Origin of the sequence: Salsipaludibacter albus, assembly GCF_019798055.1 — a bacterium.
GTDB classification, from domain to species: domain Bacteria; phylum Actinomycetota; class Nitriliruptoria; order Nitriliruptorales; family Nitriliruptoraceae; genus Salsipaludibacter; species Salsipaludibacter albus.
In genome coordinates, this window is record NZ_JAHOPH010000002.1 from 154127 (window position 1) to 176118 (window position 21992).

Genomic DNA, 21992 nt, shown 5'->3' on the forward strand with positions numbered 1-21992 from the left:
CAATGGCTCGCCCCCTGTCGCACACCCCCGCCCACGTCGACCACCGGACGGCGCAGCGCCAGGTCGACGACTTCGTCGCAGCGCTGGACGAGTCCGGCCTGTTGCGTGCCCTCACCGGGGCGATCCGGGCCCATCCGGAGCTCGCCGCGCAGGTCACCGGGCGGATCGACCCGGACGACGCCACCGCCATGGCGGCCCTGGCGGGCCTGCTGGAGGTCCCCGATCCGGACGCCGCACGTCGACTCGTGCGGGCCACGCGTGCCGGGCGGGCTGCCGCCGACGACGCCCTCACGACGGCCGAGCCGCCCACCTGGCTGGAGTTGGTCCGACGCCTGCACGACGCGGACGTCCGCCGTGGGGTGGGCGCGGTGCTGGCCGGACTGCGGGCCTTCGGGAGGGTCATGTCCCGGCCGGCCTGAAGGTCGGTCGAGCGGCGACCCGTCGAACGGCGGTGGCCTTCGGGACGTGGGACACGGGGTCGTTCCGGGGGTGTCGCGGCAGCGCTCAGCCGACTTTACTGGTGGGTGCAGTCCGTCCGCCGACTTCGCCTGGAGACGATCGTGCCCGATGAGAGGTCCACGGTCGCACGCGGGGGAGGGACGTCACCGCCGCACGACGACGAGGACTGCGCGGACGTCCGGGAGTGGGTCGTCGGCCGCCTGGGCCACCTCGTCCGCACGCCGCTGAGCATCGCGGCGGCGACGACGCAACTCCTGGACAGCACTGACGACCTGGGTGACGTGGACCGCGAACTGGTCCGAGGCCTGGCCGATGCGATCGTCGACCTTCGCGACGGGGTCCTGCAGCTGGTCGAGGCCTCTCGATGGCCGGCCGGACCCGCCAGCGAGCCCGTGGCCGTCGACGACGTCGTCGAGGCAGCGGTGCGCCGGATCGAGGCCGACGCGCGGGATCACCACGACGTCCGGGTCCTGGCGGAGGTGGCGACCGGTGCCGGGGTGCTGATCCACCGAGAGGTGTTGGAGTGGGCGCTGGCCACACTCGTCCGCCAGGCAGCTCGTCGGGCCGCCCCGGGCGCGCTTGTCCGCCTCGTCGGGCAGTCGACTCCTCGAGGCCACGTGGAACTCCGGGTCGTTGCGGGAGCGCTCCGCGAGGACGATGGCCAGGCGCCATCGTCGCCGTGGGTCGACGACCCCACGGCCGAGGTGGCGTCAGAGCTGCTGGTCAGGAGTGGGGCAGACGTCCGCCAGGTCGTCGCGGGGAAGGAGGCCCCCGCGGTGGAGATCGTCCTCCCGACCGCCCAGGGCGAGATCCCCCCGCCGGCGGAACGGCCCGCCTCGGTGGTCGACGGTGTCGCGTCGGTCCCCGACCCGGTGGGTCCGGAGTACGGCCTGCTCGTCCTGGTGGTCGAGGACGACGATGCCCTGCGCCGCTTCCTCGAGGACACGCTGTCGTCGGAATGGCGCGTGGTGGCCGTGGGCAGCGCCGAGCAGGCGCTCGAGGCCGTTCGCGAGCAGCGTCCCGACCTGGTCATCTGTGACATCATGCTGCCGGGGGTGAACGGCGAGGCGCTGGTGCACGCCCTGCAGGAACTCGACGGCGTCGATCGGATCCCCCTGATCGTGCTGACCGGGCGCACCGACGAGCAACTCCGGGTCCGCCTGCTCCAGGATGGCGCCGACGACTACCTGACCAAGCCCTTCGCGCTGGGTGAACTCCAGACCCGGATGGCCAACCTGGCCGCCAGTCACGTCGACCTCGATGACCTGCGCACCAAGGCCGAGGAAGCGCAGACGCTCGCCCAGCAACTGCAGAACGCACTCACCAGCAGGATCATCATCGAGCAGGCCAAGGCCTACATCGCCTCCGAGCATGGCATTGACGTCGAGGAGGCCTTCGACTTGTTGCGGCGCCACGCCCGGGACAACCAGGCGAAGCTCCACGACGTCGCGCACGCGATCGTGGAGTCCCGCCAGCCACCTTCGGCGTGAGGGCTGGGGCGGGCGTGGCCTATCGTGGGCCCCGGGCCCCGGCAACGGGGCGGTCCAGCCGAGTGGGAGGGCCTGGTCGTGGTCGATGACACCGTCGCCCCCGACGCGGAGGCCTCGGCCGGTGGACCCGACGGACATGGCGATGACGCACCCCCCGAGCCCGTCACCATCGTGGGGATCGGCGCCTCCGCCGGTGGCCTGGCCGCGCTCCGGTCGTTCTTCGAACGAGTCGACGCCGACAGCGGTGTCGCGTGGGTGGTCGTGGTGCACCTGTCGCCCGAACACGAGAGCCGCCTCGCCGAACTGCTCCAGCCCCACGCACCCGTGCCCTTCGAGCAGGTCTCGGCCACCACGCGGCTGGAGCCCGACCACGCCTACGTCATCCCGCCCAACGCCAACCTCAACAGCATCGACACACACCTGCGCCTCAGCGAGCTCGAGGAGCAGCGGGCGGAGCGCGCCCCCATCGACCACTTCTTCCGCACCCTGGCGCGCACCCACGACGGGGACGCCATCGGCGTGATCCTGACCGGGACGGGCTCCGACGGGACACTGGGCCTGCGGGACATCCGGGAGCAGGGTGGCCTGACGATCGTCCAGGATCCGGCCGGGGCCGAATACGGGGGGATGCCCCAGTCCGCCATCGCCGCGGCGACGGTCGACCTCGTCCTCGAACTGGACGAGATCCCGGGTCGCATCCTCGAGTTCGTACGGACCAGGCCCCGACTGCCCGTGCCCCCGGCCGATGCCGAAGACGTCCTCGACTCCCGGGCCGAACACGACCTGCACCGCATCCTCGCGCAGGTTCGTACGGTGACCGACCGGGACTTCACCCGGTACAGGACGAGCACGATCCTGCGCCGCATCAGGCGCCGCATGCAGATGCGCCGCGCGGACGTGCTGGCCGACTACGTGTCGCTGCTGGGCGACGAGCCGCACGAGGTGCGCGCGCTGGCCGAGGACCTGCTGGTCACGGTGACGAGCTTCTTCCGCGACGAGACGGTGTTCCGGGTCCTGGAGGACGACGCCGTCCCGGGACTGTTCGTCGACAAGGGGCCGGGCGACACTGTGCGTGCCTGGAGCGTCGGGTGCGCGACCGGTGAGGAGGCCTATTCGCTGGCGATCCTGCTGCTGGAGGCCGCCGGCCGGCTCGAGGCGCCCCCACGGGTCCAGGTGTTCGCCACCGACCTCCACGAGGCCTCGCTCGCGACCGCCCGTGCCGGCTTCTATCCGGGGAACATCGCCGGCGACACGGGGTCGGGCCGCCTCGCACGGTACTTCGACAAGGAGGACGGGGGGTATCGGATCCGCAAGGCCGTCCGGGACGTCGTCGTGTTCTCGCCACACGACCTGCTGACGGACCCCCCGTTCTCGCGGCTGGACCTGGTGTCCTGTCGCAACCTCCTGATCTACCTCGAACGAGGCATCCAGCACGACGTCCTCGACCTGTTCCACTACGCCCTCAACCAGGACGGTGTGTTGGTCCTGGGCACCTCCGAGACAATCGAGTCCCAAGAGTTGTTCACGACCCTGGACGGGGACTCACGGGTCTACCGTCGACGGGACAGCCCGGCGCCCGAGCCGCGGCTCCCGGTGTTCCCGTTGCTCCCCGGATACGTGCCCGGCCTCCCCGTCGAAGGCCGCGAGGCTCGCACCTCGCCACCGATCGCGCCGGGTGCGCTCCACCAGCGCGTCGTCGAGCGACATGCGCCACCCAGCCTGCTGGTGGCCGCTGACGACCGGATCGTGCACCTCTCCGAACGTGCCGGTCGCTACCTGCTGCATCCCGGCGGGAGCCCGACCTCCAACGTGGTGAACCTGGTCCGCCCCGAGTTGCGCGCCGAATTGCGGTCAGCCCTGCATGATGCTCGTCGCGACACCACGCCTGTCCAGACGCCAGCTCGCCTCGTGGCGTTCAACGGTGATTCCGGCTGGGTGCGGCTGGACGTCCGGGCCGCGGTCGAACCGGGGCTGGAAGGTTTCGTGCTGGTGCTGTTCATGGACGTGCCCGGTGCTGACGAGCCGACCACCGGCACCACACGCAACGACGGCGAGGACGCCGAGCTGCAGTTGTTGCGCTCCGAGGTCGAGGTCAGCAAGCGGCGGCTGCAGTCCCTGGTCGAGCAGTACGAGACCAGCCAGCAGGAACTGCGAGCGTCCAACGAGGAGCTGCAGTCGTCCAACGAGGAACTGCGCTCCACCCTCGAGGAGCTGGAGACCGGGCGTGAGGAGTTGCAGAGCGTCAACGAGGAGTTGCAGACGGTCAACGAGGAGAATCGGCACAAGGTCGAAGAGCTGTCCCAGTTGTCCAGCGACCTGAAGAACCTGTTCAGGGCCACCGACATCGCCACCCTGTTCCTGGACCGCAGACTGCGCATCCTCCGGTACACCCCGCGCGTGGCCGACCTGTTCAGCGTCCGGCCCGCCGACCGGGGCCGGCCGGTGACGGATCTCGCGCACCAACTCGACTATCCGGACCTGAGCGCCGACGCCGAGGCGGTCCTTGGCAGCCTGGTCCCCGTCGAGCGCGAGATCCCCGACGTCTCCGGTCGCTGGTACCTGACAAGGGTCTCGCCCTACCGCAGCAACGACGACCGGATCGAGGGCGTGGTCGTGACCTTCGTGGACATCAGTGGCCGAAGGCAGGCGGAGCAGGACCTGCTGGATGCGAAGGCCGACACGGACGCCGTCGCCGAGACCCTCCGCCAGAGCGAGAAGCGCTACCGGACGCTGTTCGAGACGATGGACGAGGGGTTCTGCGTGCTCGAGGTGGTCGTCGACGACGAGCAGTTCGTCGACCATCGGTTCATCGAGACCAACCCGGCATTCGAGGAACAGACCGGGTTCCGGGACGCCGTCGGGTCCAGCCGGGCCGACCTCGACCCGCAGGACGGGCAGGAGTGGCTGGAGCGGTGCTGCCGGGTCGCGGTGACCCGCCAGCCCGTGCGCTTCGAGGGCAGGGCCGGCCGGTTCCCGGAGCGCTGGTTCGACATCTACGCCTTCCCCACGGCCGAGCACGAGGACCTCCGGGTCGCCGTGTTGCTGCGTGACGTGACCGACCGGCGCCGGGCCGAGGAGGACCTGCGTCGACTGACGGAGGAGCTCGAGCGGCGTGTCGCGACCCGCACCCGGCAGGCACAACTGCTGTCCGAGTCCTTGTCCTCGGCCGAGCAGCAGGAACGCACGCGACTGTCGGGACTGCTGCACGACGACCTCCAGCAACTCCTGTACGGCATCCAGATGCAGATCACCGTGGCCCGGCAGCAGGCTGCCAGCGGCGATGTCGACGAGACGGCGGTGGAACAGGCGTTGGCGTACCTCGACGAGGCCATCACGTTGACCCGCCAGCTGACGGTGGACCTCGACCCGCCGGTCCTTCGCGGTGACAGCCTGGTCGACGCCCTCCAGTGGCTCCAGACGCACATGCGGGACCTCCACGGCCTCGAGGTCGAGGTCCGTGACGAGCTCGAGGAGGCCGACATCGGTCCCGATGGCGCCGAGGCGGACCGGATGCGCCGGCTGGTGTTCCAGGTCGTGCGCGAGTTGCTGTTCAACGTGGCGAAGCACGCCCAGGTCGACAGCGCCGTCGTCACCGCCGAGCGCGTCGACGACGAGGTCCAGGTCACCGTTGCCGACCACGGGTTGGGTTTCGATCCTGCCAGGCTCGACACCGAGGACGAGGCAGGTTCCGGTCTCCACAGCGCCCGGGAACGGCTCCGCCTGCACGGGGGCGAACTGCAACTGCAGGCGGCACCAGGGGAGGGCGTGACGGCAGTGATCAGGCTTCCGGCAGGGTGACCATCCCCCGCAGTGACGCGGCGACGTGGGAGCCGCCGGCCACGACCCGGCGGAGGGCTTCGGGCACCTCCTCGGGCCGACCCTTGAGCACGTAACCCGCTGCTCCCCGGTCCAGCGCGCGCTGGACGTAGGACCGTTCCCCGTGTCCGGACAGGACCAGGCAGGGGAGCGGCCAGCGCGATCGGACGTCGTCCACGAGGTCGAGACCGCTCCGGCCGGGCAGGGAGACGTCGACCAGCACGACGTCGGGATCGGCGTCCTCGAGTCGCTCCATGGCCTGCTCGGCCGAGGAGGCCGCCCCACACACCACCAGGTCGTCCTGCAGGCCGAGGTAGTGGCGAAGGGTGGTGCGCATCACGTGGTGGTCCTCGACCACGAAGATCCTGATGGTCATTGCATGTTCTCTCTGGCCGCTCGTGGCGGCGAGTCATCGGCCCGCACCACAGCATGGCAGACGGACGCGCTGCCGTCACGACCGAACGTGGGGGTGGCCGCCTCCCCCGAACGGCCGGGTTTGGGGAGGCCTCCCCGGGGTCAGGCTTCGGACGAACCAACCGGTCGGACGACGCAGGACGAACCGTCCGGCAGGGCAGGACCGACAGCCACGACCAAGGAACCCCCCATGACCCAGGATCCAGCAGTTCCCCGCAGACCTGGTCCGACCGGTGACCATGGCTCGACCCGCGACCCAGAAACCGGCGACGTCGGTCGCGACCAGGCGTCGCGGGTCGCCGGCACGGCGTCGTCGGAGGCGTCCCGGCTCGGCGGCCGGGCCTCGGACGGCATGAAGTCGGTGGCAGGCGAGACACGGGCGCAGGTCCGTGGCATCGCCGACACGGCCATCGCACAGGTGCGCGAGCGGGCCGACGAGCAGGTCGACCAGGCCGGGCAGGGCCTGCGTCGCAGCAGCGAACAGTTGCAGGCGCTGGCCCGCGGCAACCCGGACGAGGCGGGCGCGATGGGCGACTACGCCGAGTCCGCGGCCGAGGTGGTCGCCGGTTGGGCCGATCGACTCGACGACCGCGGCATCGACGGGCTGCTGGGCGACATGAGCGACTTCGCCCGTCGCAAGCCCGGGCAGTTCCTCGTCGGGGCGTTGTTCGCCGGCGTCGTGGCGGGACGGGTCGGCCGCAGCGTCCGGGCAGCCGACGTCCACCTTCCCGAGCGTCCCGAGCAGGGAGCACCTGACGCAACTCCTGGTGCGGGGGCGTCTCGTGGACCGCTCCGGGAGCCCGTGGTCGCCTCCAGCGGGACGCCGCCGACCTCCCGGCACACGGATGGCGAGCGCCGCGCGGGCGGATCACGGGAACCGGACTGGATCGACGGGCTGGACGGGGACCCATCGCGGAGCACCAAGGAGTCGGGTTCGCAGCAACGCCGGGGCGAGGCGATCGAGGGTCGGCCATGAGTGCCGATCCGTCGGAGCGCCCCGCTGGCTCGTCGACCGGGAATGGCCACGCCGTGCGCGGCGAGGGGCTCGGCGTGGCGGACCTGCTCGGCCGGCTCAGCGACCAGTTCTCCACGTTGTTGCGCCAGGAGCTCGAGCTCGCCAAGGCCGAGGCCAGGCAGGAGGCCCGGACGGCCGCGCGGGCCGGGATGCAGTTCGGAGCGGCCGGACTCGCCGGCGTGCTCGCCCTGGTGCTGGTGTCGCTGGCCGCAGCCTGGGGCCTGGCCGAGGTCCTGCCGGTCGGGATCGCCTTCGCCATCGTCGGCGTGGTGTGTGCCGCCGTGGCCGGGGTCCTGTTCGGCCGGGCGAAGAAGGGGGCCGACCAGCTCCATCCGGGCCTGCCGGAGACCACCGCCAGCATCCGCAACGACCTCGACTGGGCCCGGAACGCCCCGAAGGAGACGCCATGAGCAACGACACGCCCGACCCCTCCACCATCGACCCGAGGCTGGCCAACGAACAGGCGCACCTGGACGAGGAACGTCGCGTCCGTGCGGCCGCCCAGGCCGACGACCCCGAACGCATCCGCGAGGAGATCCGCATGACCCGCGGCCGGATGGACGACACCCTCGGCCAGCTGGAGGACCGCGTGGCGCCGTCCCGGGTCGCCGCGCGTGGCCGTGCCCGCCTGCGCTCGAACTGGCGACGCCTGCGTGGGACGGTGATGGGGACCGTCGACGACCGCACCTCCCACGCCGCTGGTTCCTCCCGCAGCCCCGGCGACGTCGCCAGCGGGGCAGCCCACCAGGCGCGCCAGGCACCGGACGCCGCTCGGCGAGCCACACGTGGCAACCCGTTGGCGGCCGGAATGGTGGCCTTCGGACTCGGGGCCCTGGTCGCGGCTGCGCTCCCGGAGTCCGAGCAGGAGCGCCGGCTGGTCGAGGACGGCGTCGACCGGGTGGACCTGCAGCGCCTGCGCAACCAGGTCGAGGACGCCGTCGAAGAGGTGCGCGAACCCGTCGAGGCCCAGGCCCGGGAAGGGCTCGACCAGGTCAAGGACACTGCGTCGTCGGAGGCCGACGGGCTGCGTGACGAGGCCCGCTCGAGCCAGCAGCGCGTCACGGGTGAGGCACGCGGTGCGGGGGAGACGGCCCGCGACCGGACAGGGGACCCGTGATGGCCGATCGGTCCAACGAGGGCGGCGGACGCCACGCCGACAGCCCCGGCGACGTCCCGTCGTCGGGGTGGAAGGCCGTTGCGAGTCGGGTCGTGGCCGAGATCAAGGCCGACAACGTCCCGGTGGTCGCGGCAGGCGTGGCGTTCTACGCCTGGCTCGCGCTCATCCCGACGCTCATCGCGCTGCTGATGGTCTACGGCCTGGTCGCCGACCCGGCCACCGTCACCAGCCAGCTCGACCAGCTGACCTCGCAGCTGTCCAACGACGTCGCCTCGGTCATCCAGCGCCCCATCGAGTCCGCCACGCAGGTCAGCGGGCTGTCCCTCGGCCTGGTGGCAGCGCTCGCCGGCGTGCTGTGGAGCGCCTCGGGAGGGATGGACGGGTTGATCAAGGGCGTGAACATCGCCTACGACGAGGAGCCCCGCAGCTTTCCCAGGCGCCGTGGCCTTGCCATCCTGCTCACCCTCGGGGCGATCCTGTTCCTGGTCGTGCTGGTGACCCTGATCGGCGTCGTGCCACCGGTGATCGAGGCGCTCGGACTGGGCACCGTGGGCACCGTGCTGGCCCAGGTCGCCCGCTGGCTGCTCGTCGTCGTCCTCATGATGGCGGGCGTGGCCGTCGTCTACCGGATCGCGCCACACCGTGAGGACCCGAAGCTCGGCTGGGTCACCCCCGGCGCGGTCGTGGCCACCGTGCTCTGGGCACTGGGATCGGTCGGATTCTCGCTCTACGTCAGCAACTTCGGCAGCTACAACCAGACCTACGGTGCGCTGGCCGGGGTGATCGTGCTCGACCTGTGGCTGTTCCTGTCCGCCTTCTGCGTGCTGCTGGGCGCCGAGATCAACGCCGAACTCGAAGCCCAGACGGCGCAGGACACCACCACCGGACCTCCCGAACCGCTCGGCCAGCGCGGCGCAGTCAAGGCCGACACCGTCGCCGCCGACTGACACCCGCAGTGTCCTCACCACCCGTACCACCCCGGCCGCGCCCGCGACGGGCACCACCCGACAGGAGACCCCATGAAGATCAACAAGGACCAGATCATCGCCCTGCTGCGCAGCCCCGCCGAGCCGGGCGACTCCAGCAAGGTCGACCAGGCCCAGCAGGAACTGCCGCAACAGGTCGACACCGACAGCCAGCAGCACCAGGACCTGCTCGACAAGTTCGGCATCAACCCCTCCGACCTGCTCAGTCGGCTCACCGGCGGTGATGGCCTCAGCCTCTGACCCGCCGGGGCACCCGGCGCGGTCAAGGCCGACACCGTCGCCAGCGCCGAGTGAGGATCCGGGTGGGGCCACCACCCGGACAGCGTGCTCGCACGGCTCGAACCGTAGCCTCGTCGGCGACCATCCCGTGTTCCAGCGCGGTCACACCAGTCCGGCCCCCGCAGGGACCATCCTCTTCGTGAGCCGGGCTGCTGGGAGAGACGCCATGGATGACCTGTCAAGCACACCGCGATCGCTGTGGACGGTCGACGCGGACGCCAGTTCCCATCCTCCGCTGGCCGCCGACACGACGGTCGACGTGGCCGTGGTCGGCGGTGGGATCACCGGCACCACGACCGCGCTCATGTGCAAGGACGCAGGACTGACCGTCGCGCTGCTCGAGGCAGACACCATCGCCTCGGGCACCACCGGTGGCACGACGGGCAAGGTGACGTCCCAGCACCAGTTGTTCTACGCCAGTGCCGTGGAGGAGATCGGGACGCACGCGGCCCGACTCTACGCAGAGGCGAACCAGGCCAGCATCTCGATGCTCCTGGACCTGGCCGACCAGCACGGTGCCCAGGCGTGGCCCTCCCGCCTGCCGAGCTTCGTGTACACCCGCGAGCAGGCACGGGTGCCGGACCTGCAGGCCGAGGTCGCCGTTGCTGCACGCCTGGGACTGCCAGCATCCTTCGTCGACGACGTCGGACTGCCCTTCGAGGTCGCCGGCGCCGTCCGCTTCGACGACCAACTGCAGGTGCACCCGACGCGGCTGGTGCATGGCCTTGCCCGGGCGGTCGCGGGTGACGGGTCGAGCGTCCACGAGCACAGCCGGGTCGTGCGAGTCGCCGAGCGGGGCGACCACGTGGAGGTGCGAACACGTCGGGCCACGGTGCGTGCCCGACACGCCGTCATCGCAACGCTGCTGCCGATCGCGGACCAGGGCTTCGAGTTCGCCAGGACGCGGCCGACGCGCTCCTACGCGATCGCCGTGCAGTTGGACGAGGAACCCCCGGAGCCCATGTACATCTCCGCAGACTCCCCGACGCGGTCGTTGCGTCACTACCACGGCAACGACGGCGTCTGGCTCGTGGTCGTCGGACAGGCCCACGAGACCGGACATGGCGCCGACCTGGCGGACAACCACGTGGCCCTGGAGGAGTTCGCCCGTACGCACTTCGCCGTGCGGTCCGTGACGCACCGGTGGTCCTCCCAGGACTACCTCCCGGTGGACGGGGTTCCCTACGTGGGCCGACTCAGCTTCACCGACCGCATCCAGGTCGCCACGGGCTTCAAGAAGTGGGGCCTGTCCAACGGCCCGGTCGCGGCCAGGATCATGACGGACGCCATCCTGGAGCGTGACAATCCCTGGGCCGGCGTGTTCGACGCCAACCGCCTGCCCTCCGCATCGACGATCCCCACCCTCGCCAAGGACAACCTGCACGTGGCACGGCGCTTCGTCGGCGACAGGCTCGGGGCGGACGACGCCCCAGCTCCCGACGACCTGCCGTCCGGACAGGGCAGGGTGGTCCGAACGCGCGGTCGCCACGTTGCCATGTGCCGTACCCGCGACGGGGTCCTGCACGTGGTCGACGCGACCTGCACACACCTCGGATGCCTCGTGGCCTGGAACGACGCCGAGACCTCCTGGGACTGTCCGTGCCACGGCTCCCGCTTCGCCCCGGACGGCCAGGTCATCACCGGCCCCGCGGTGCGCCCACTGCGTGCCCGCACTGCCCCCTGAGCCAACCGTCGTGGTGCGGCCGATCAATGCCGGCGTTCGCTCCAGACCTGCGCCGCGTGCGTGAACGTGATCAGGAACAGCCCCCCGACCAGGTTGCCGAGGGCCGCCAGGCCAACGTTGATTCCCAGCGCGCCGTAGCCAACGGCGCCGCCCAGCCAAATTCCGAACAGCAGGTGGAGGGCGGACACGATGACGTGGTCGAAGGGGCCGAGTGCCAGGAAGCTCCCGACCATGAACGCCACGAGGATCCGCGACGCGACGCTGTTGCTCGCCGCGAGCAGGTAGGACAACAGGGTGATCAAGGCCCCCGCGAGCACCGCCCGGGCCAGGGTGGCCGCCCAGGCCCTGGTGCCGATCTTCTCCGCGATCCGGATCAGCACGTCGGACGGGCCGTGCGGCAGGGCACCGTCCACGGTCATGACGGCAAGCAGCACGCTGCCACCGACCAGATTGAACACCAGCGTCGTGGACCACAACAGCCCCAACCGCGACGGGCTCCGTTCGCTGTCAGGCTCCATGGCCGCGGCCACGGGGTCGAAGAAGTTCTCGGTGAACAACTCGGTTCGCCCCACGATGAGGAACACCAGGCCGATCGCGAATGCCACCGCACCCGCCACGGCACCGACACCCTCGCCCAGTTCCGGAGCGATCAGGCTCTCGACCACGCCCAGGGCGACGATCCCGAACACGATCGTCACGCCGGCGATGAACGCGGTGGTGACCTGCTCGATGACGGGCATGTCCAGACGCCGGCGCCCCTCGGCGACCGCACGCTGATAGACCTCGTCGGGGCTCGGTGCAACAGCCATCGGACCCACCCTCGGAACGACAACACCTGCCTCATTCGGGGAAAAGGCTACCTCCATGACCGTCGGGGATCGGGTCTGTGGGGGGTGGCCGTCCGTGATCCACGCGGACGGGGCCTCGTGATCCGGGGCGCCCAGACCTCCTGGGTGGGCGGCTGGCGTGCTGCGGCGGGTCGTCGAGGCGCCATGGGGGTCTTGACAGGCAATGCCGCGTCGGAGATCCTTGACGGGCTTCCTCCCAGACCCCGGGGAATGCCCTCCCGGACCCCGAGGTGCACGCGACCGGCCATGGCAGGCCGAGCCGGTCGAGTCGTCGCGATCGGGAGGAGCACCAATGGATCGGCAGCAGGGACCGACCCCCACGTGCCCGGTGTCGCCTGGCCATGCCCAGGCAGATGATCTGGCACGCGGCGCGGAGGAGATGCCATGAGCATCCTCCCCGGCCTGAGGCAGGCGCTGGTCGAATGGATGCTGGTCCGTCGGGATCGTCCGGCCATGCACGTCGCTGTCCCATGGCCGGCCTACGACGGCGATGCCGAGTCGTCGGCCGTCGAGTGCTGGTCGGTCGGCGAGGTGTTGTACGCCCTGTGGGACGACCCGCAGCCGGCACCGGACAGCGTCACCGCACTGTTGAAGCTGCCGGCAGGCGTCACGATCGGGCAGGTCGCACGACTGCTGTACGCCGTACGGGCGGACCGTCCCTCGTCCACCTACGGCGAGGTCGTCGAACGGCTCGCCCGCCTGCCCCGGTCCCAGGTCGCACGGCTGCTCGACGGGGTGGTCGACACCTTCCACGACCGGTGCCAGGCCACGACGGTCAGCACCCGGACCACGGATTCCACGAACGTCGCGCTCCGGCGATGAGCGACCCCGACCGCTGCACGGTGGCCCTGGCGGTGGCCGAGGCCCTGTCGTTGGTGTATCGCGAGGTCGATCCCGACGTGGCCCTCGCACGTGTGCGTGACTTCATCGGTGACGAGCCCGAGGTGTTGGCAGCCGCCCGCGACAGCTGCATCGACCACGACGGCGTCGACCGCCAGGTCGTCGCACGAGCCACCGACCTGCTGGCCACGGCGGCGATGCTTGCCCGTGGCCACGCCGTCACCACGGTGTCGCCGACCGACGCGACGAACCCCGACCCGAACCCCTGAATGCCTCGACGTCAGCTCGGCGACGGGTTTGCGCGCGGCGGTCATGGGTATCCCTGATGGTGGAACGCTCCTACCCGGAGGCAACGTGGACGTCCCGCCCCATGATCGGCGCGAGCGCCAGTCCGATCCGCGCGGCCGCCGTCACCGACTGACGGCGCTCGTGGATGATCGGGATGCCGCACGTGAACTGGTGGAACGGCTGTCCCTCGCCGGCATCGACGGCAGCGACATCCTGGTCGACGACCCGGGCCGTGCGCAGCCACCCTCCCGGGAGCGGGACCGCAGGACCGACGCCCGTGTCATGGCGCGACTGGCCCGACGTGGGGCCGTGGGGGCGTTCGTCGGCCTGGTTGCGGCCGTGCTCCTGCTCCTGCTCCTGGCCGGGATCGGTGCGAGCGTGTCCTGGTGGTGGGTGACGGGTGGGCTCGGACTGGGTGCGGCCGTGGGACTCGTCTCCACCCCGGTCATGGCCCCCGCCTGGGAGGCCGCGAACACGCCGGGCCCGGGCGTCCGGCGCGTGGTGGTCGACGACCTCGATGACCGGTCACTGCAACGGGTGCGCACGGTCATCGGGGACCTGCCGCGAGAACTCACCGTGGACTGACGACGGTCGCGTGTCGCACGGGCGACGGTTCCTGCACAGGATCCGACGGTGGGCCGGGGGTTTGGCTCCCGCGGGATGCGGGTATCCCCCGACGCGTCGCCTGCCGGACGGCGGTCGGTGCGTGCCCGAGACGCGATGCGAGGATCGACCAGTGCGGCAGCCCCACATCCGCGATCGTGGCGGGCGGTGGGCGCGGGCACTGGTGTGCTGGGTGCTCTTCGCCGCGACCGTCGTGGGGGCGTGGGGGATGCTGGGTCGTCCGGCCGGCGCGCGCCAGGAGGCCGGCACCTCGGCGCGGGCCGGCGAGTTCCTGTGGCAGCGGGACTGTGCGAGTTGCCACGGGGTCGCTGGACAGGGGACACGGTGGGCACCGGACCTCACCGGCCAGGGCGCTGCCGGCGTGTCCCTGGCGATCACCAGTGGACGCATGCCCCTGCCGGCCGACGCCGTCGGCCGTGACGACCCCCCGGCGCGCGAGCGACAGGTCCCCCGTGGCCCGGTCGTGTACACGCCGGAGGAGGTCGATGCCCTGGTGGCGCACGCCGGCCGGATCCTGTCTGGCCCCGAGGTGCCGCACGTCGACCTCTCGACCGCCGACCGCTCGGCAGGGGCCAGCCTGTTCCAACTGAACTGTGCCGCCTGCCACACCTGGTCGGGCCGGGGCGGTGCGCTCACCAGTGGCCAGGTGGCGGTCTCGTTGGTCGATGCCACCCCCGTCGAGGTGGTCGAGGCGATGCGGACGGGACCGGGCACGATGCCGGTGTTCGACGAGGCGACGCTGGACGAGCGCCAGGCCACGGACGTCACCGCGTACGTCGAGTACCTCGATCGGCCCAGGACTCCCCTCGGCCACCCCCTGTGGTTCATCGGGCCGGTCGCGGAAGGGATGGTCGCGTGGGTCGTGGGCCTGGTGGCACTGCTGCTGCTGGTCCGGTGGATCGGGGCGCGCACCCCAGCCCCGGGCTCTGGATCGGAGGACCACCGTGGCTGAATCCGGATCCGGAGACGGAGCGGCCGTGCGGAGGGTGCGGAGGACCGTGCTCGTGGCCTTCGCCGGCGCGACGCTCGGCGGGATCGGGTCCGTGGTGGCCTACGCGCTCGACCTCGGCCAACACTGGGTCGGGCTCGGGCTCGCCGTCGCATTCCTCGGGGTCGGCGGCGGACTCGTCGCCTGGGGGCACGGACTGATGCCCGGCGGGGGGGACGTCGAGGAGCGACCGCCGGTCGGGCCCCCCGCCGCCGACGAGCGTGCGGCGGGTGCGAGCCTGCGCGACCGAGGTGCCATGGTCGGCCGTCGAGGCTTGCTCGGTGGCGCCCTGGCGACCGCCCTGTCGGCCACCGGCCTTGCTGCGCTGGTCCCCACGCTGTCGCTGGGTCCCAGCCCCGGCGATGCCCTGCGCCACACGGCGTGGGCCGGTGCCGGGGCACAGCGGTTGGTCACCCGCGAGGGGCGGGCGGTGGCCGTCGACGAGCTCCAGGTGGGTGGCCTGCTGACGGTGTTCCCACGCGACCACGTCGGCGACGCCGACGCCCAGGCGGTACTGATCCGGCTCGCCGACGACGTGACCGTCCGGGCCCCGGCCGAGGTGTCCGCCACCGCCGCCGGTCACGTCGCCTACTCCAAGGTCTGCACGCATGCCGGCTGCCCCGTGGGGTTGTACGAGGCGATCGAGCAGCAACTGTTCTGCCCGTGCCACCAGTCGTCGTTCGACGTGGTCGAGGGTGCCCGTCCGCTGATGGGGCCGGCGGCCCGCCCGCTGCCCCAGCTGCCCCTGGGGGTCGACGACGAGGGCTTCCTGGTGGCCACCGGGGACTTCAGTGACGCCGTGGGGCCGGGATGGTGGTCACGGCCGTGATCGCGCGACTGGCGAGCTGGCTCGACCAGCGCCTTGGTGCGGCGCGGGCGGCCGAGGCGGGTGCGGGCAAGGTGTTTCCCGAGCACTGGTCGTTCCTGCTCGGCGAGATCGCCTTCTACGCCTTCGTCGTGCTGGTGGCCAGCGGCACGTTCCTCGCGATGTTCTTCGACAGCTCGCTCGTCCCCATCACCTACGAGGGCTCGTACGCCCCCTTGCACGGCGCGGAGGTCACGCCCGCCTTCGCGTCGGTGCTCGACATCAGCTTCGACGTGCCGGCCGGCCTGCTCGTGCGCCAGGTCCACCACTGGGCGGCGCTGGTCTTCGTCGCCGCCATCGTGGTGCACCTCCTGCGGATCTTCTTCACCGGTGCCTTCCGCCGACCCCGCGAGGTCAACTGGCTGGTCGGCGTGACCCTGCTGGGCCTGGCGATCCTGGAAGGGTTCGCCGGCTACAGCCTCCCCGACGACCTCCTGTCCGGCACCGGACTGCGGGTCGGCTACAGCATCACCCAGTCGGTCCCCGTGGTCGGGGACCACCTCGCCTTCCTGGTGTGGGGGGGCGAGTACCCCGGCACCGAGATCGCCAGCCGCCTGTTCATCGGCCACGTGTGGATCCTCCCGGCTGTCATGGGCGCGCTGATCGCCGGCCACCTGCTGCTGGTCGTCCGCCAGAAGCACACCCAGTTCCCGGGTCCGCGCCGGACCGAGGACAACGTGGTCGGCGAGCGCCTGTGGCCCACCTACCTGGCGAAGTCGGTCGGGCTGCTCTTCCTGGTCACGGGCGTGATGGTCCTCCTGGGAACCCTGTTCCAGGTCAACCCGGTGTGGTTGTACGGGCCGTACGACCCCGCGGCGGTCACGACCGGGGCGCAGCCGGACTGGTACATGGGCTGGCTCGAGGGGGCCCTCCGGCTGACCCCGTCGGTCGCGTTCCGGGGATTCGGCGTCGAGGTCCCCAACGTGTTCCTGCCCGGCGTCCTGCTGCCCGGGCTGACCTTCGCCGGCCTGTACGCCTACCCGTTCGTCGAGCAGTGGTGGACGGGCGCGGCCGACCGGGAGCACCACCTCCTCCAACGTCCCCGCGACCACCCGCACCGCACGGCGTTCGGCGTTGCGGTCGTCACGTTCTACGTGTCCCTGTTCGTCGGCGGGTCCAACGACGTGCTCGTGGCCCAGACCGGCTGGGACATCGCGGTGGTCATCAACGTGATGCGCGCCATGGTGGTCGTGCTCCCGCTGGTCGCCTGGTGGGTGACGCGTCGCCTCTGTCGACAGTTGCAGGCCGATGACGTGCACGCCGGGCAGGTCGAGCGCATCCGTGAACGTGTCCCCGACGCGTGATGCGGTGGCACGAACGGCTTCGGTGGTCCCGGGCCGGGGACGCGGCGACGTGGCCGGCAGTCCTCATGGTGGGCCGGCGATGCCGGGTGGGTCGGCCGGCGTGGGACCCGGGACCGGTCGAGGCGTCCCGCCCCCCGGGGCGAGCGCGTGACGTCGCTCGTCGGCCCGGAGCCACCGCACGACCGCGACTGTGCAGGTGGCCAGGTAGGCCATCCCCCCCGGGACCCACAGGATCGCCGCGGCCAACTGCTGGTCCTGCAGCGGGGTCAGTCCCCACGCGGTGGTCGTCGGCAGGTGCCCGGCGTACCACGCGGTGGGGGCGAAGGTCATGCCGGCCGCGAGGGCGGTCGCGGCCAGCGCCGCGACGAAGGCCGCCAGCCCGGCCGCGGCGACGGGGGTCGTCCGGCTGGTCCCGACCGCGATCCAGAAGGGGACGGCGGCGACGAGCAGGCTGACGTGCTCGAGCGCATGCACCGCTCCGGACTGCAGGCTGGCGGCGTAGAGGCCGGGGAGGTGCCACACCAGCATGACGCCCACGTGCAGTCCGAGCGCCAGGACCAACCCGAGCGGGGCCACGCGTCGCAGGGTCCGTGCGACGGGGGGCGCCACCCGACGTCGCCACGCCAGCGGTACCAAGTGCAGCGCTACGACATGTGTCCGTCCTGCCACGAGCAGGGGTGCCGCCAGGAGTGCCAGCAGCAGGTGCTGGACCATGTGGGCGGACAGCAGCGCCGCGCCGAGGGTGTCCAGCGGCGACAGCACCGCCACTCCGAGCACCACGATCCCCGCGACGAAGGCGGCGACGCGGGAGGGGGAGATGCCGGCGCCATGCCGGCGCATCCACAGTCGCCGCACCACCCGCGCGTACAGCACGACCAGGCCCAGCAACCCGACGGTGATCCCGAGGTCGGGTCGCCACGTCGCGAGCCAGGTGGCAGGGGTGGGGGCGAGGTCGGCGACTGGCGACGACGCCACTCCCATGGCCATCGAGGCGAGCGAGCCGGTCGTCATGTCAGCGCCCCGCCCAGGCACGGGTCGATGACCATGACCGGGACCCACTCGACCACGATGAGCACCAGGTTGAACACGTTCAGCACGATCGCGAACCACCCGAGGAGGTGGGCGGCACGGACGCGCGCCGACGGATCATCGGCGCGCACGACCCGCCAACCCGCCCAGAGGGCGTGTGCCGCGAGCGCGAAGGTCACGACGGTCAGGACGTGGAACGGCCACAGTTGGCCGGTGGCGCACGCTCTGCCCACGCTCCACGCCATCCCGACCAGGTGCACCATCCAGGCGAGGATCCCACCGAACAGGGCATGCGTGAGCCAGGGACCGGACGTCCCGGTCGCCTGACGGTCCTCGGCCGTGTCGGACACGTCACCCCCTCGCGAGCAGGTTCGGCAGCAGGTACAGCGAGGCGTACACGAAGACCCACACCCCATCGACGAAGTGCCAGTAGATCGACGCGGTCGACACCTCCACGTCGTCGTCGGGTCCGTAGGCACCTCGACCGAGTCGCACCAGCACGTACAACCACACGACCATCCCCACCGCGACGTGGGCCCCGTGCAGGTTCAGGATGGTCCACCACAGCGAGGCGTAGGCGTTGTCGGACCAGAGGAACTCGTCGGGCGTGACGGCGACGAACTCGTGCACGTGCGTGCCGAGGAAGAAGGCTGCTGCTCCCAGGGTCACGAGCAGCCAGGCCCACGTGCGCCGGCGGTCCCCGCGCCGCAGGGCACGCTCGCACGCCCACACCGAGGCGCTCGTGGACAGCAGCACCATGCTGCGGACCGCGGAGAAGCCGAGCTCGGGCAGCGCGATCCCCTCGGGTGGCCACTGGGGGGTACGGGCCCACGTGTAGAACCACGCGAACAGGATCACCGCGAACAGCACCCCCTCGGTCACCGCGAGCAGGATCACGCCCCAGAAGGCCAGGGACCGGCCGCGCGCGGGCTGGAGCCGGCTCCGCTGGACCACCTCTGCCAGGGCGTCGCCCATCACGATCCCTCCCGGGGCCAGAACCACGCACCGACGGACACGACCAGGAGCCCGCACGCGGTGAGCACCAGGTTCGCTGACCGCAACAGCATCGCGATCGACAGGAGGGTCAACACCAGCGCCACCAGCAGCGGGGCGAACGACGGTCCGGGCATCGTGCGGACCTGCTGCGGATCGCCCTCGGGACCAGCGGTCAGCGCCACCTCGTGGTGCAGGTCCGGCGGTGCCAGGGCGAGGTCGTCGTCGGTCGCCAGTGCGAGTGCCCCCGAGTCGTCGGGCGTCGTGCGGCCCGCCCACAGCGGGTACCGGTCCCGCACGATCGGCAGGCGTGCGAAGTCGTGGTCGGGGGGCGGCGAGCTGGTGGCCCACTCCAGGGTGCCCGCGCCCCACGGGTTCGGGCCGGCCTCCGGTCCGTTGCGCCAGCTCCACAACAGGTCGCCCAGCACCACCAGCAGGCCGAGGCCGAAGACGTAGGACCCGATCGTGGCGAGCAGGTTGGGCACCTCGAAGCCCAGCCCCGGCTCGTAGGTGGCGATCCGGCGGGTCATCCCCCACAGGCCCGCCCAGTGGAGCGGCATGAAGGTGAGGTTCACGCCGACGAAGGTCGTCCAGAACCCGAGTCGGGCGACGCCCCGGTGGGTCCGCCGGCCGGTCAGCTTGGGGAACCAGTAGTACAGCCCGGCCAACAGCCCGAAGACGACCGCGCCGGCCTGCAGGTAGTGGAAGTGGGCCACCACGAAGTGGGTGTCGTGGGCGAGCGAGTCGAACGGCACCAGCGCCACCATGACGCCCGTGATCCCCCCGATGAGGAACAGCAGCATCTCGCCCATCGCCCAGAGCATCGGGCTGTCCCACCGAGGGCGGCCGAGCCAGATCGTCGCGAGCCAGGCGAAGAACTGGATGCCGCTCGGGACCACGACGACCAGGGACACCGCCGAGAAGAACGACGTGGTCAGCTGGGGCAGGCCGGCCACGAACATGTGGTGCACCCACAGTCCGAAGCTGATGAACGCCGTGGCGAGCATGGCCGCGACCACCCAGGCGTAGCCCACCAGCCGGCGGCGGGTGAACACCGGGATGATCGTCGACACGATGGCGGTGGACGGCAACAGCTGGATGTAGACGATCGGGTGGCCCCAGAACCAGAACAGGTGCTGCCACAGCAGCGGGTCCCCGCCGGCCGACGGGTCGAAGAAGCGCATGTCCAGGGCCCGGGACAGCTCCAGCATCAGGGGTGCCACGGTGAACGACGGGAACGCGAACAGGATCATGAACGCGATCGCGACGATCCCCCACACGAACACCGGGATCCGGCTGACGGTCATCCCCGGTGCCCGCAGCTTGAACGTCGTCACCAGGAAGTTGATGGCGCCCGCCGTGGTCGACAAGCCCAGGAAGATCACGCCGATCGCGTAGAAGTCCATGTCACGGCCGGGGCTGAACTCGTCCAGGACGAGTGGGCTGTAGGCGAACCAGCCGCCGTCGGGGACGTCCCCGGTGACGAAGCCCGCGTACATGAACAGGCCGGCGAACAGGAACACCCAGTAGCTGAACATGTTGAGCCGGGGGAAGGCCATGTCGCGGGCCCCGATCATCAGCGGCAGGAAGTAGTTCGCGAAGGCCGACTCCGCCGGGACCATGAACAGCAGCATCATGGTGGTCCCGTGCATCGTGAACAGCTCGTTGTACTGCTCGGGGCTGAGCACCCCGGCCTCGGGTCCGATGAGCTGCGTGCGCATCAGCAGCGCCTGGACCCCACCCAGGAACAGGAACACGGCGGCCGTGACGAGGTAGCGACGCCCCACGCGCTTGTGGTCGACCGAGGACAAGAACCCGAGGATCCCCGGCTGGTCCCCCCAGGCGGCGGCCAGCCGCTCGGTCGTGGTCGCCGTCGTGGTCATCCCAGCCCCAACAGGTAGGCGACGAGCGCGTCCAGTTCCTCGTCCGGCAGGTCCTGGGGTGGCATGCGTGCCCCACCCTTGATGGACTGGGCGTTGTCGATCCAGGCCCGCAGGTTGGACTCGTCGAGCGGCAACGTCCCCGCGGCGATCTCGTCACGGGTCGCCAGGTGGGTGAGGTCCGGTCCGACGTCGCCCTCCTCTGCCACGCCGCGGATGGTGTGGCATCCCACGCAGCTCCTGGCGAGGAACACCTCCCGTCCCCGCACCTCCTCGGGTCCCTCGGGCGCCTGGGCGGGGCGGGTCTGGCCGTCGGCCCAGGCGGCGAAGTCGTCCGGCTCCTGGGCGACGATCCGCATCCGCATGCGGGCGTGCTGCATCCCGCAGAACTCCGCACAGGCCCCCTCGTACACGCCGGGTTGGTCCGCGGACAGCGTCAGGCTGGTCACGCGACCCGGCACCATGTCGACCTTGCCTGCCAGCTGCGGCACGAAGAAGCTGTGGATCACGTCCTCCGAGCGGAGCCGGAAGTCGACGTCGGTGTCAGTCGGGACATGGATCTCGTTGGCCGTCGCGAAGGGCTCGACCCCGGGCACCTGCCGGTAGGTCACCTCCCACCAGAACTGGTGGGCCACGACCTCCACGACCAGGTCGCCGGTCGGAGGTGGCCGCGACATCGTCCAGACGCCCAGCACGAACAATCCGGTCAGCACCACGCCCGGTAGCACGATCCCGCCGCCCAGCACCAGTCCACGCTCCACCGGATCGGGGTCGAGCTCGTCCCGGCCGGCGTCGAGGTCGTCCCCACGTCCCGGCCGTCGTACGGCGACGACCCAGGTGGCCACGACCAGCAGCGCCACGGCGCCACCGGCGATGACCAGGATCTCCGTGACGTCGAGGATCCGCTCCGCCTCGGGGCCCCGCGGCGCGAGCCCGCCCCGGGCACACCCCGCCAGCACCACTGCCAGTGCCACCGTTCCGACGGCCGCCATGACTGGCCGCTGTCGCATCCTCGGACCCTTCGTCGCGCACGACGCGACGGCCCCGGCCGTGGCGCGGGGCGACCGCCACGC

Annotated in this window: 22 protein-coding genes; 15 read left to right on the top strand and 7 right to left on the bottom strand. The window is 71.3% G+C overall.

Features of this window, described 5'->3' with window-relative positions; genetic code table 11:
- Positions 1-2: 2 nt before the first annotated feature.
- The 3 genes from KR546_RS02495 to KR546_RS02505 all read left to right on the top strand — a co-directional run bounded on the left by KR546_RS02495 (position 3) and on the right by KR546_RS02505 (position 5747).
- Positions 3-419, top strand: a complete 417-nt coding sequence (locus tag KR546_RS02495; protein ID WP_238443125.1) for a helical membrane plugin domain-containing protein — start codon at positions 3-5, stop codon at positions 417-419.
- A gap of 141 nt (positions 420-560) precedes the next feature.
- Positions 561-1949, top strand: coding sequence for a response regulator (locus KR546_RS02500; RefSeq protein ID WP_238443126.1), 1389 nt, complete (start codon positions 561-563; stop codon positions 1947-1949).
- A 78-nt stretch (positions 1950-2027) separates the two neighbouring features.
- On the top strand, positions 2028-5747 hold the full coding sequence (locus KR546_RS02505; protein ID WP_238443127.1) for a chemotaxis protein CheB: 3720 nt from the start codon (positions 2028-2030) through the stop codon (positions 5745-5747).
- Here the strand turns inward: KR546_RS02505 and KR546_RS02510 are convergent.
- Entirely contained in the window at positions 5728-6141 is a 414-nt protein-coding gene (locus tag KR546_RS02510; protein WP_238443128.1) for a response regulator, read from the bottom strand. The two genes, KR546_RS02505 and KR546_RS02510, sit on opposite strands and share 20 nt — an antisense overlap.
- A 228-nt stretch (positions 6142-6369) precedes the next feature.
- Between KR546_RS02510 and KR546_RS02515 the strand changes: the two genes are divergently transcribed.
- From KR546_RS02515 to KR546_RS02540, 6 genes are all read left to right on the top strand, one after another.
- Complete coding sequence (locus tag KR546_RS02515) at positions 6370-7155, top strand: hypothetical protein (RefSeq protein WP_238443129.1); 786 nt, start codon at positions 6370-6372, stop codon at positions 7153-7155.
- The gene (locus KR546_RS02520; protein ID WP_238443130.1) at positions 7152-7604 is read left to right on the top strand and encodes a phage holin family protein; all 453 of its coding nucleotides are present in this window, start codon (positions 7152-7154) and stop codon (positions 7602-7604) included. Before KR546_RS02515 ends, KR546_RS02520 begins: the two co-directional genes overlap by 4 nt.
- Positions 7601-8311 carry a DUF3618 domain-containing protein gene (locus KR546_RS02525; protein WP_238443131.1) on the top strand — a complete coding sequence of 237 codons (711 nt, stop codon included), beginning with the start codon at positions 7601-7603 and terminating at the stop codon, positions 8309-8311. The genes KR546_RS02520 and KR546_RS02525 overlap by 4 nt, the downstream gene beginning before the upstream one ends.
- Positions 8311-9258, top strand: coding sequence for a YihY/virulence factor BrkB family protein (locus KR546_RS02530; RefSeq protein ID WP_238443132.1), 948 nt, complete (start codon positions 8311-8313; stop codon positions 9256-9258). The genes KR546_RS02525 and KR546_RS02530 overlap by 1 nt, the downstream gene beginning before the upstream one ends.
- 72 nt (positions 9259-9330) lie before the next feature.
- A complete protein-coding gene (locus KR546_RS02535) occupies positions 9331-9537 on the top strand; it encodes a hypothetical protein (RefSeq protein WP_238443133.1) in 207 nt (68 codons plus the stop codon).
- Between the two features lie 205 nt (positions 9538-9742).
- Positions 9743-11260: an FAD-dependent oxidoreductase gene (locus KR546_RS02540; RefSeq protein ID WP_238443134.1), complete on the top strand. Its 1518-nt coding sequence runs from the start codon at positions 9743-9745 to the stop codon at positions 11258-11260.
- A 23-nt stretch (positions 11261-11283) separates the two neighbouring features.
- Here the strand turns inward: KR546_RS02540 and KR546_RS02545 are convergent, their stop codons facing one another.
- On the bottom strand, positions 11284-12069 hold the full coding sequence (locus KR546_RS02545; RefSeq protein WP_238443135.1) for a formate/nitrite transporter family protein: 786 nt from the start codon (positions 12067-12069) through the stop codon (positions 11284-11286).
- A 423-nt stretch (positions 12070-12492) separates the two neighbouring features.
- Between KR546_RS02545 and KR546_RS02550 the strand changes: the two genes are divergently transcribed.
- The 6 genes from KR546_RS02550 (at position 12493) to qcrB (ending at position 17017) form a co-directional block, all read left to right on the top strand.
- Positions 12493-12930 (top strand): hypothetical protein, encoded by a 438-nt coding sequence (locus KR546_RS02550; protein WP_238443136.1) that lies wholly within the window; start codon positions 12493-12495, stop codon positions 12928-12930.
- On the top strand, positions 12927-13217 hold the full coding sequence (locus tag KR546_RS02555; protein WP_238443137.1) for a hypothetical protein: 291 nt from the start codon (positions 12927-12929) through the stop codon (positions 13215-13217). Before KR546_RS02550 ends, KR546_RS02555 begins: the two co-directional genes overlap by 4 nt.
- 190 nt (positions 13218-13407) lie before the next feature.
- Positions 13408-13821, top strand: a complete 414-nt coding sequence (locus tag KR546_RS02560) for a hypothetical protein (protein WP_238443138.1) — start codon at positions 13408-13410, stop codon at positions 13819-13821.
- A gap of 151 nt (positions 13822-13972) precedes the next feature.
- Complete coding sequence (qcrC, locus tag KR546_RS02565) at positions 13973-14812, top strand: cytochrome bc1 complex diheme cytochrome c subunit (RefSeq protein ID WP_238443139.1); 840 nt, start codon at positions 13973-13975, stop codon at positions 14810-14812.
- Positions 14813-14864: 52 nt separating this feature from the next.
- A complete protein-coding gene (locus KR546_RS02570) occupies positions 14865-15677 on the top strand; it encodes a ubiquinol-cytochrome c reductase iron-sulfur subunit (protein WP_238443140.1) in 813 nt (270 codons plus the stop codon).
- Positions 15674-17017, top strand: coding sequence for a cytochrome bc1 complex cytochrome b subunit (qcrB, locus tag KR546_RS02575; RefSeq protein ID WP_238443141.1), 1344 nt, complete (start codon positions 15674-15676; stop codon positions 17015-17017). Before KR546_RS02570 ends, qcrB begins: the two co-directional genes overlap by 4 nt.
- A gap of 63 nt (positions 17018-17080) precedes the next feature.
- On the opposite strand, the gene KR546_RS02580 is transcribed toward qcrB, so the two are convergent.
- The 5 genes from KR546_RS02580 to coxB are packed head-to-tail and all read right to left on the bottom strand — an operon-like array spanning position 17081 to position 21929.
- Entirely contained in the window at positions 17081-18028 is a 948-nt protein-coding gene (locus KR546_RS02580) for a cytochrome c oxidase assembly protein (RefSeq protein WP_238443142.1), read from the bottom strand.
- On the bottom strand, positions 18025-18396 hold the full coding sequence (locus KR546_RS02585) for a hypothetical protein (protein WP_238443143.1): 372 nt from the start codon (positions 18394-18396) through the stop codon (positions 18025-18027). The genes KR546_RS02580 and KR546_RS02585 overlap by 4 nt, the downstream gene beginning before the upstream one ends.
- A gap of 1 nt (position 18397) precedes the next feature.
- On the bottom strand, positions 18398-19021 hold the full coding sequence (locus KR546_RS02590; RefSeq protein WP_238443181.1) for a cytochrome c oxidase subunit 3: 624 nt from the start codon (positions 19019-19021) through the stop codon (positions 18398-18400).
- Positions 19021-20922: a cytochrome c oxidase subunit I gene (gene ctaD, locus KR546_RS02595; protein ID WP_238443144.1), complete on the bottom strand. Its 1902-nt coding sequence runs from the start codon at positions 20920-20922 to the stop codon at positions 19021-19023. The genes KR546_RS02590 and ctaD overlap by 1 nt, the downstream gene beginning before the upstream one ends.
- Positions 20919-21929: a cytochrome c oxidase subunit II gene (gene coxB / locus KR546_RS02600; protein ID WP_238443145.1), complete on the bottom strand. Its 1011-nt coding sequence runs from the start codon at positions 21927-21929 to the stop codon at positions 20919-20921. Before coxB ends, ctaD begins: the two co-directional genes overlap by 4 nt.
- Between the last annotated feature and the right edge of the window lie 63 nt (positions 21930-21992).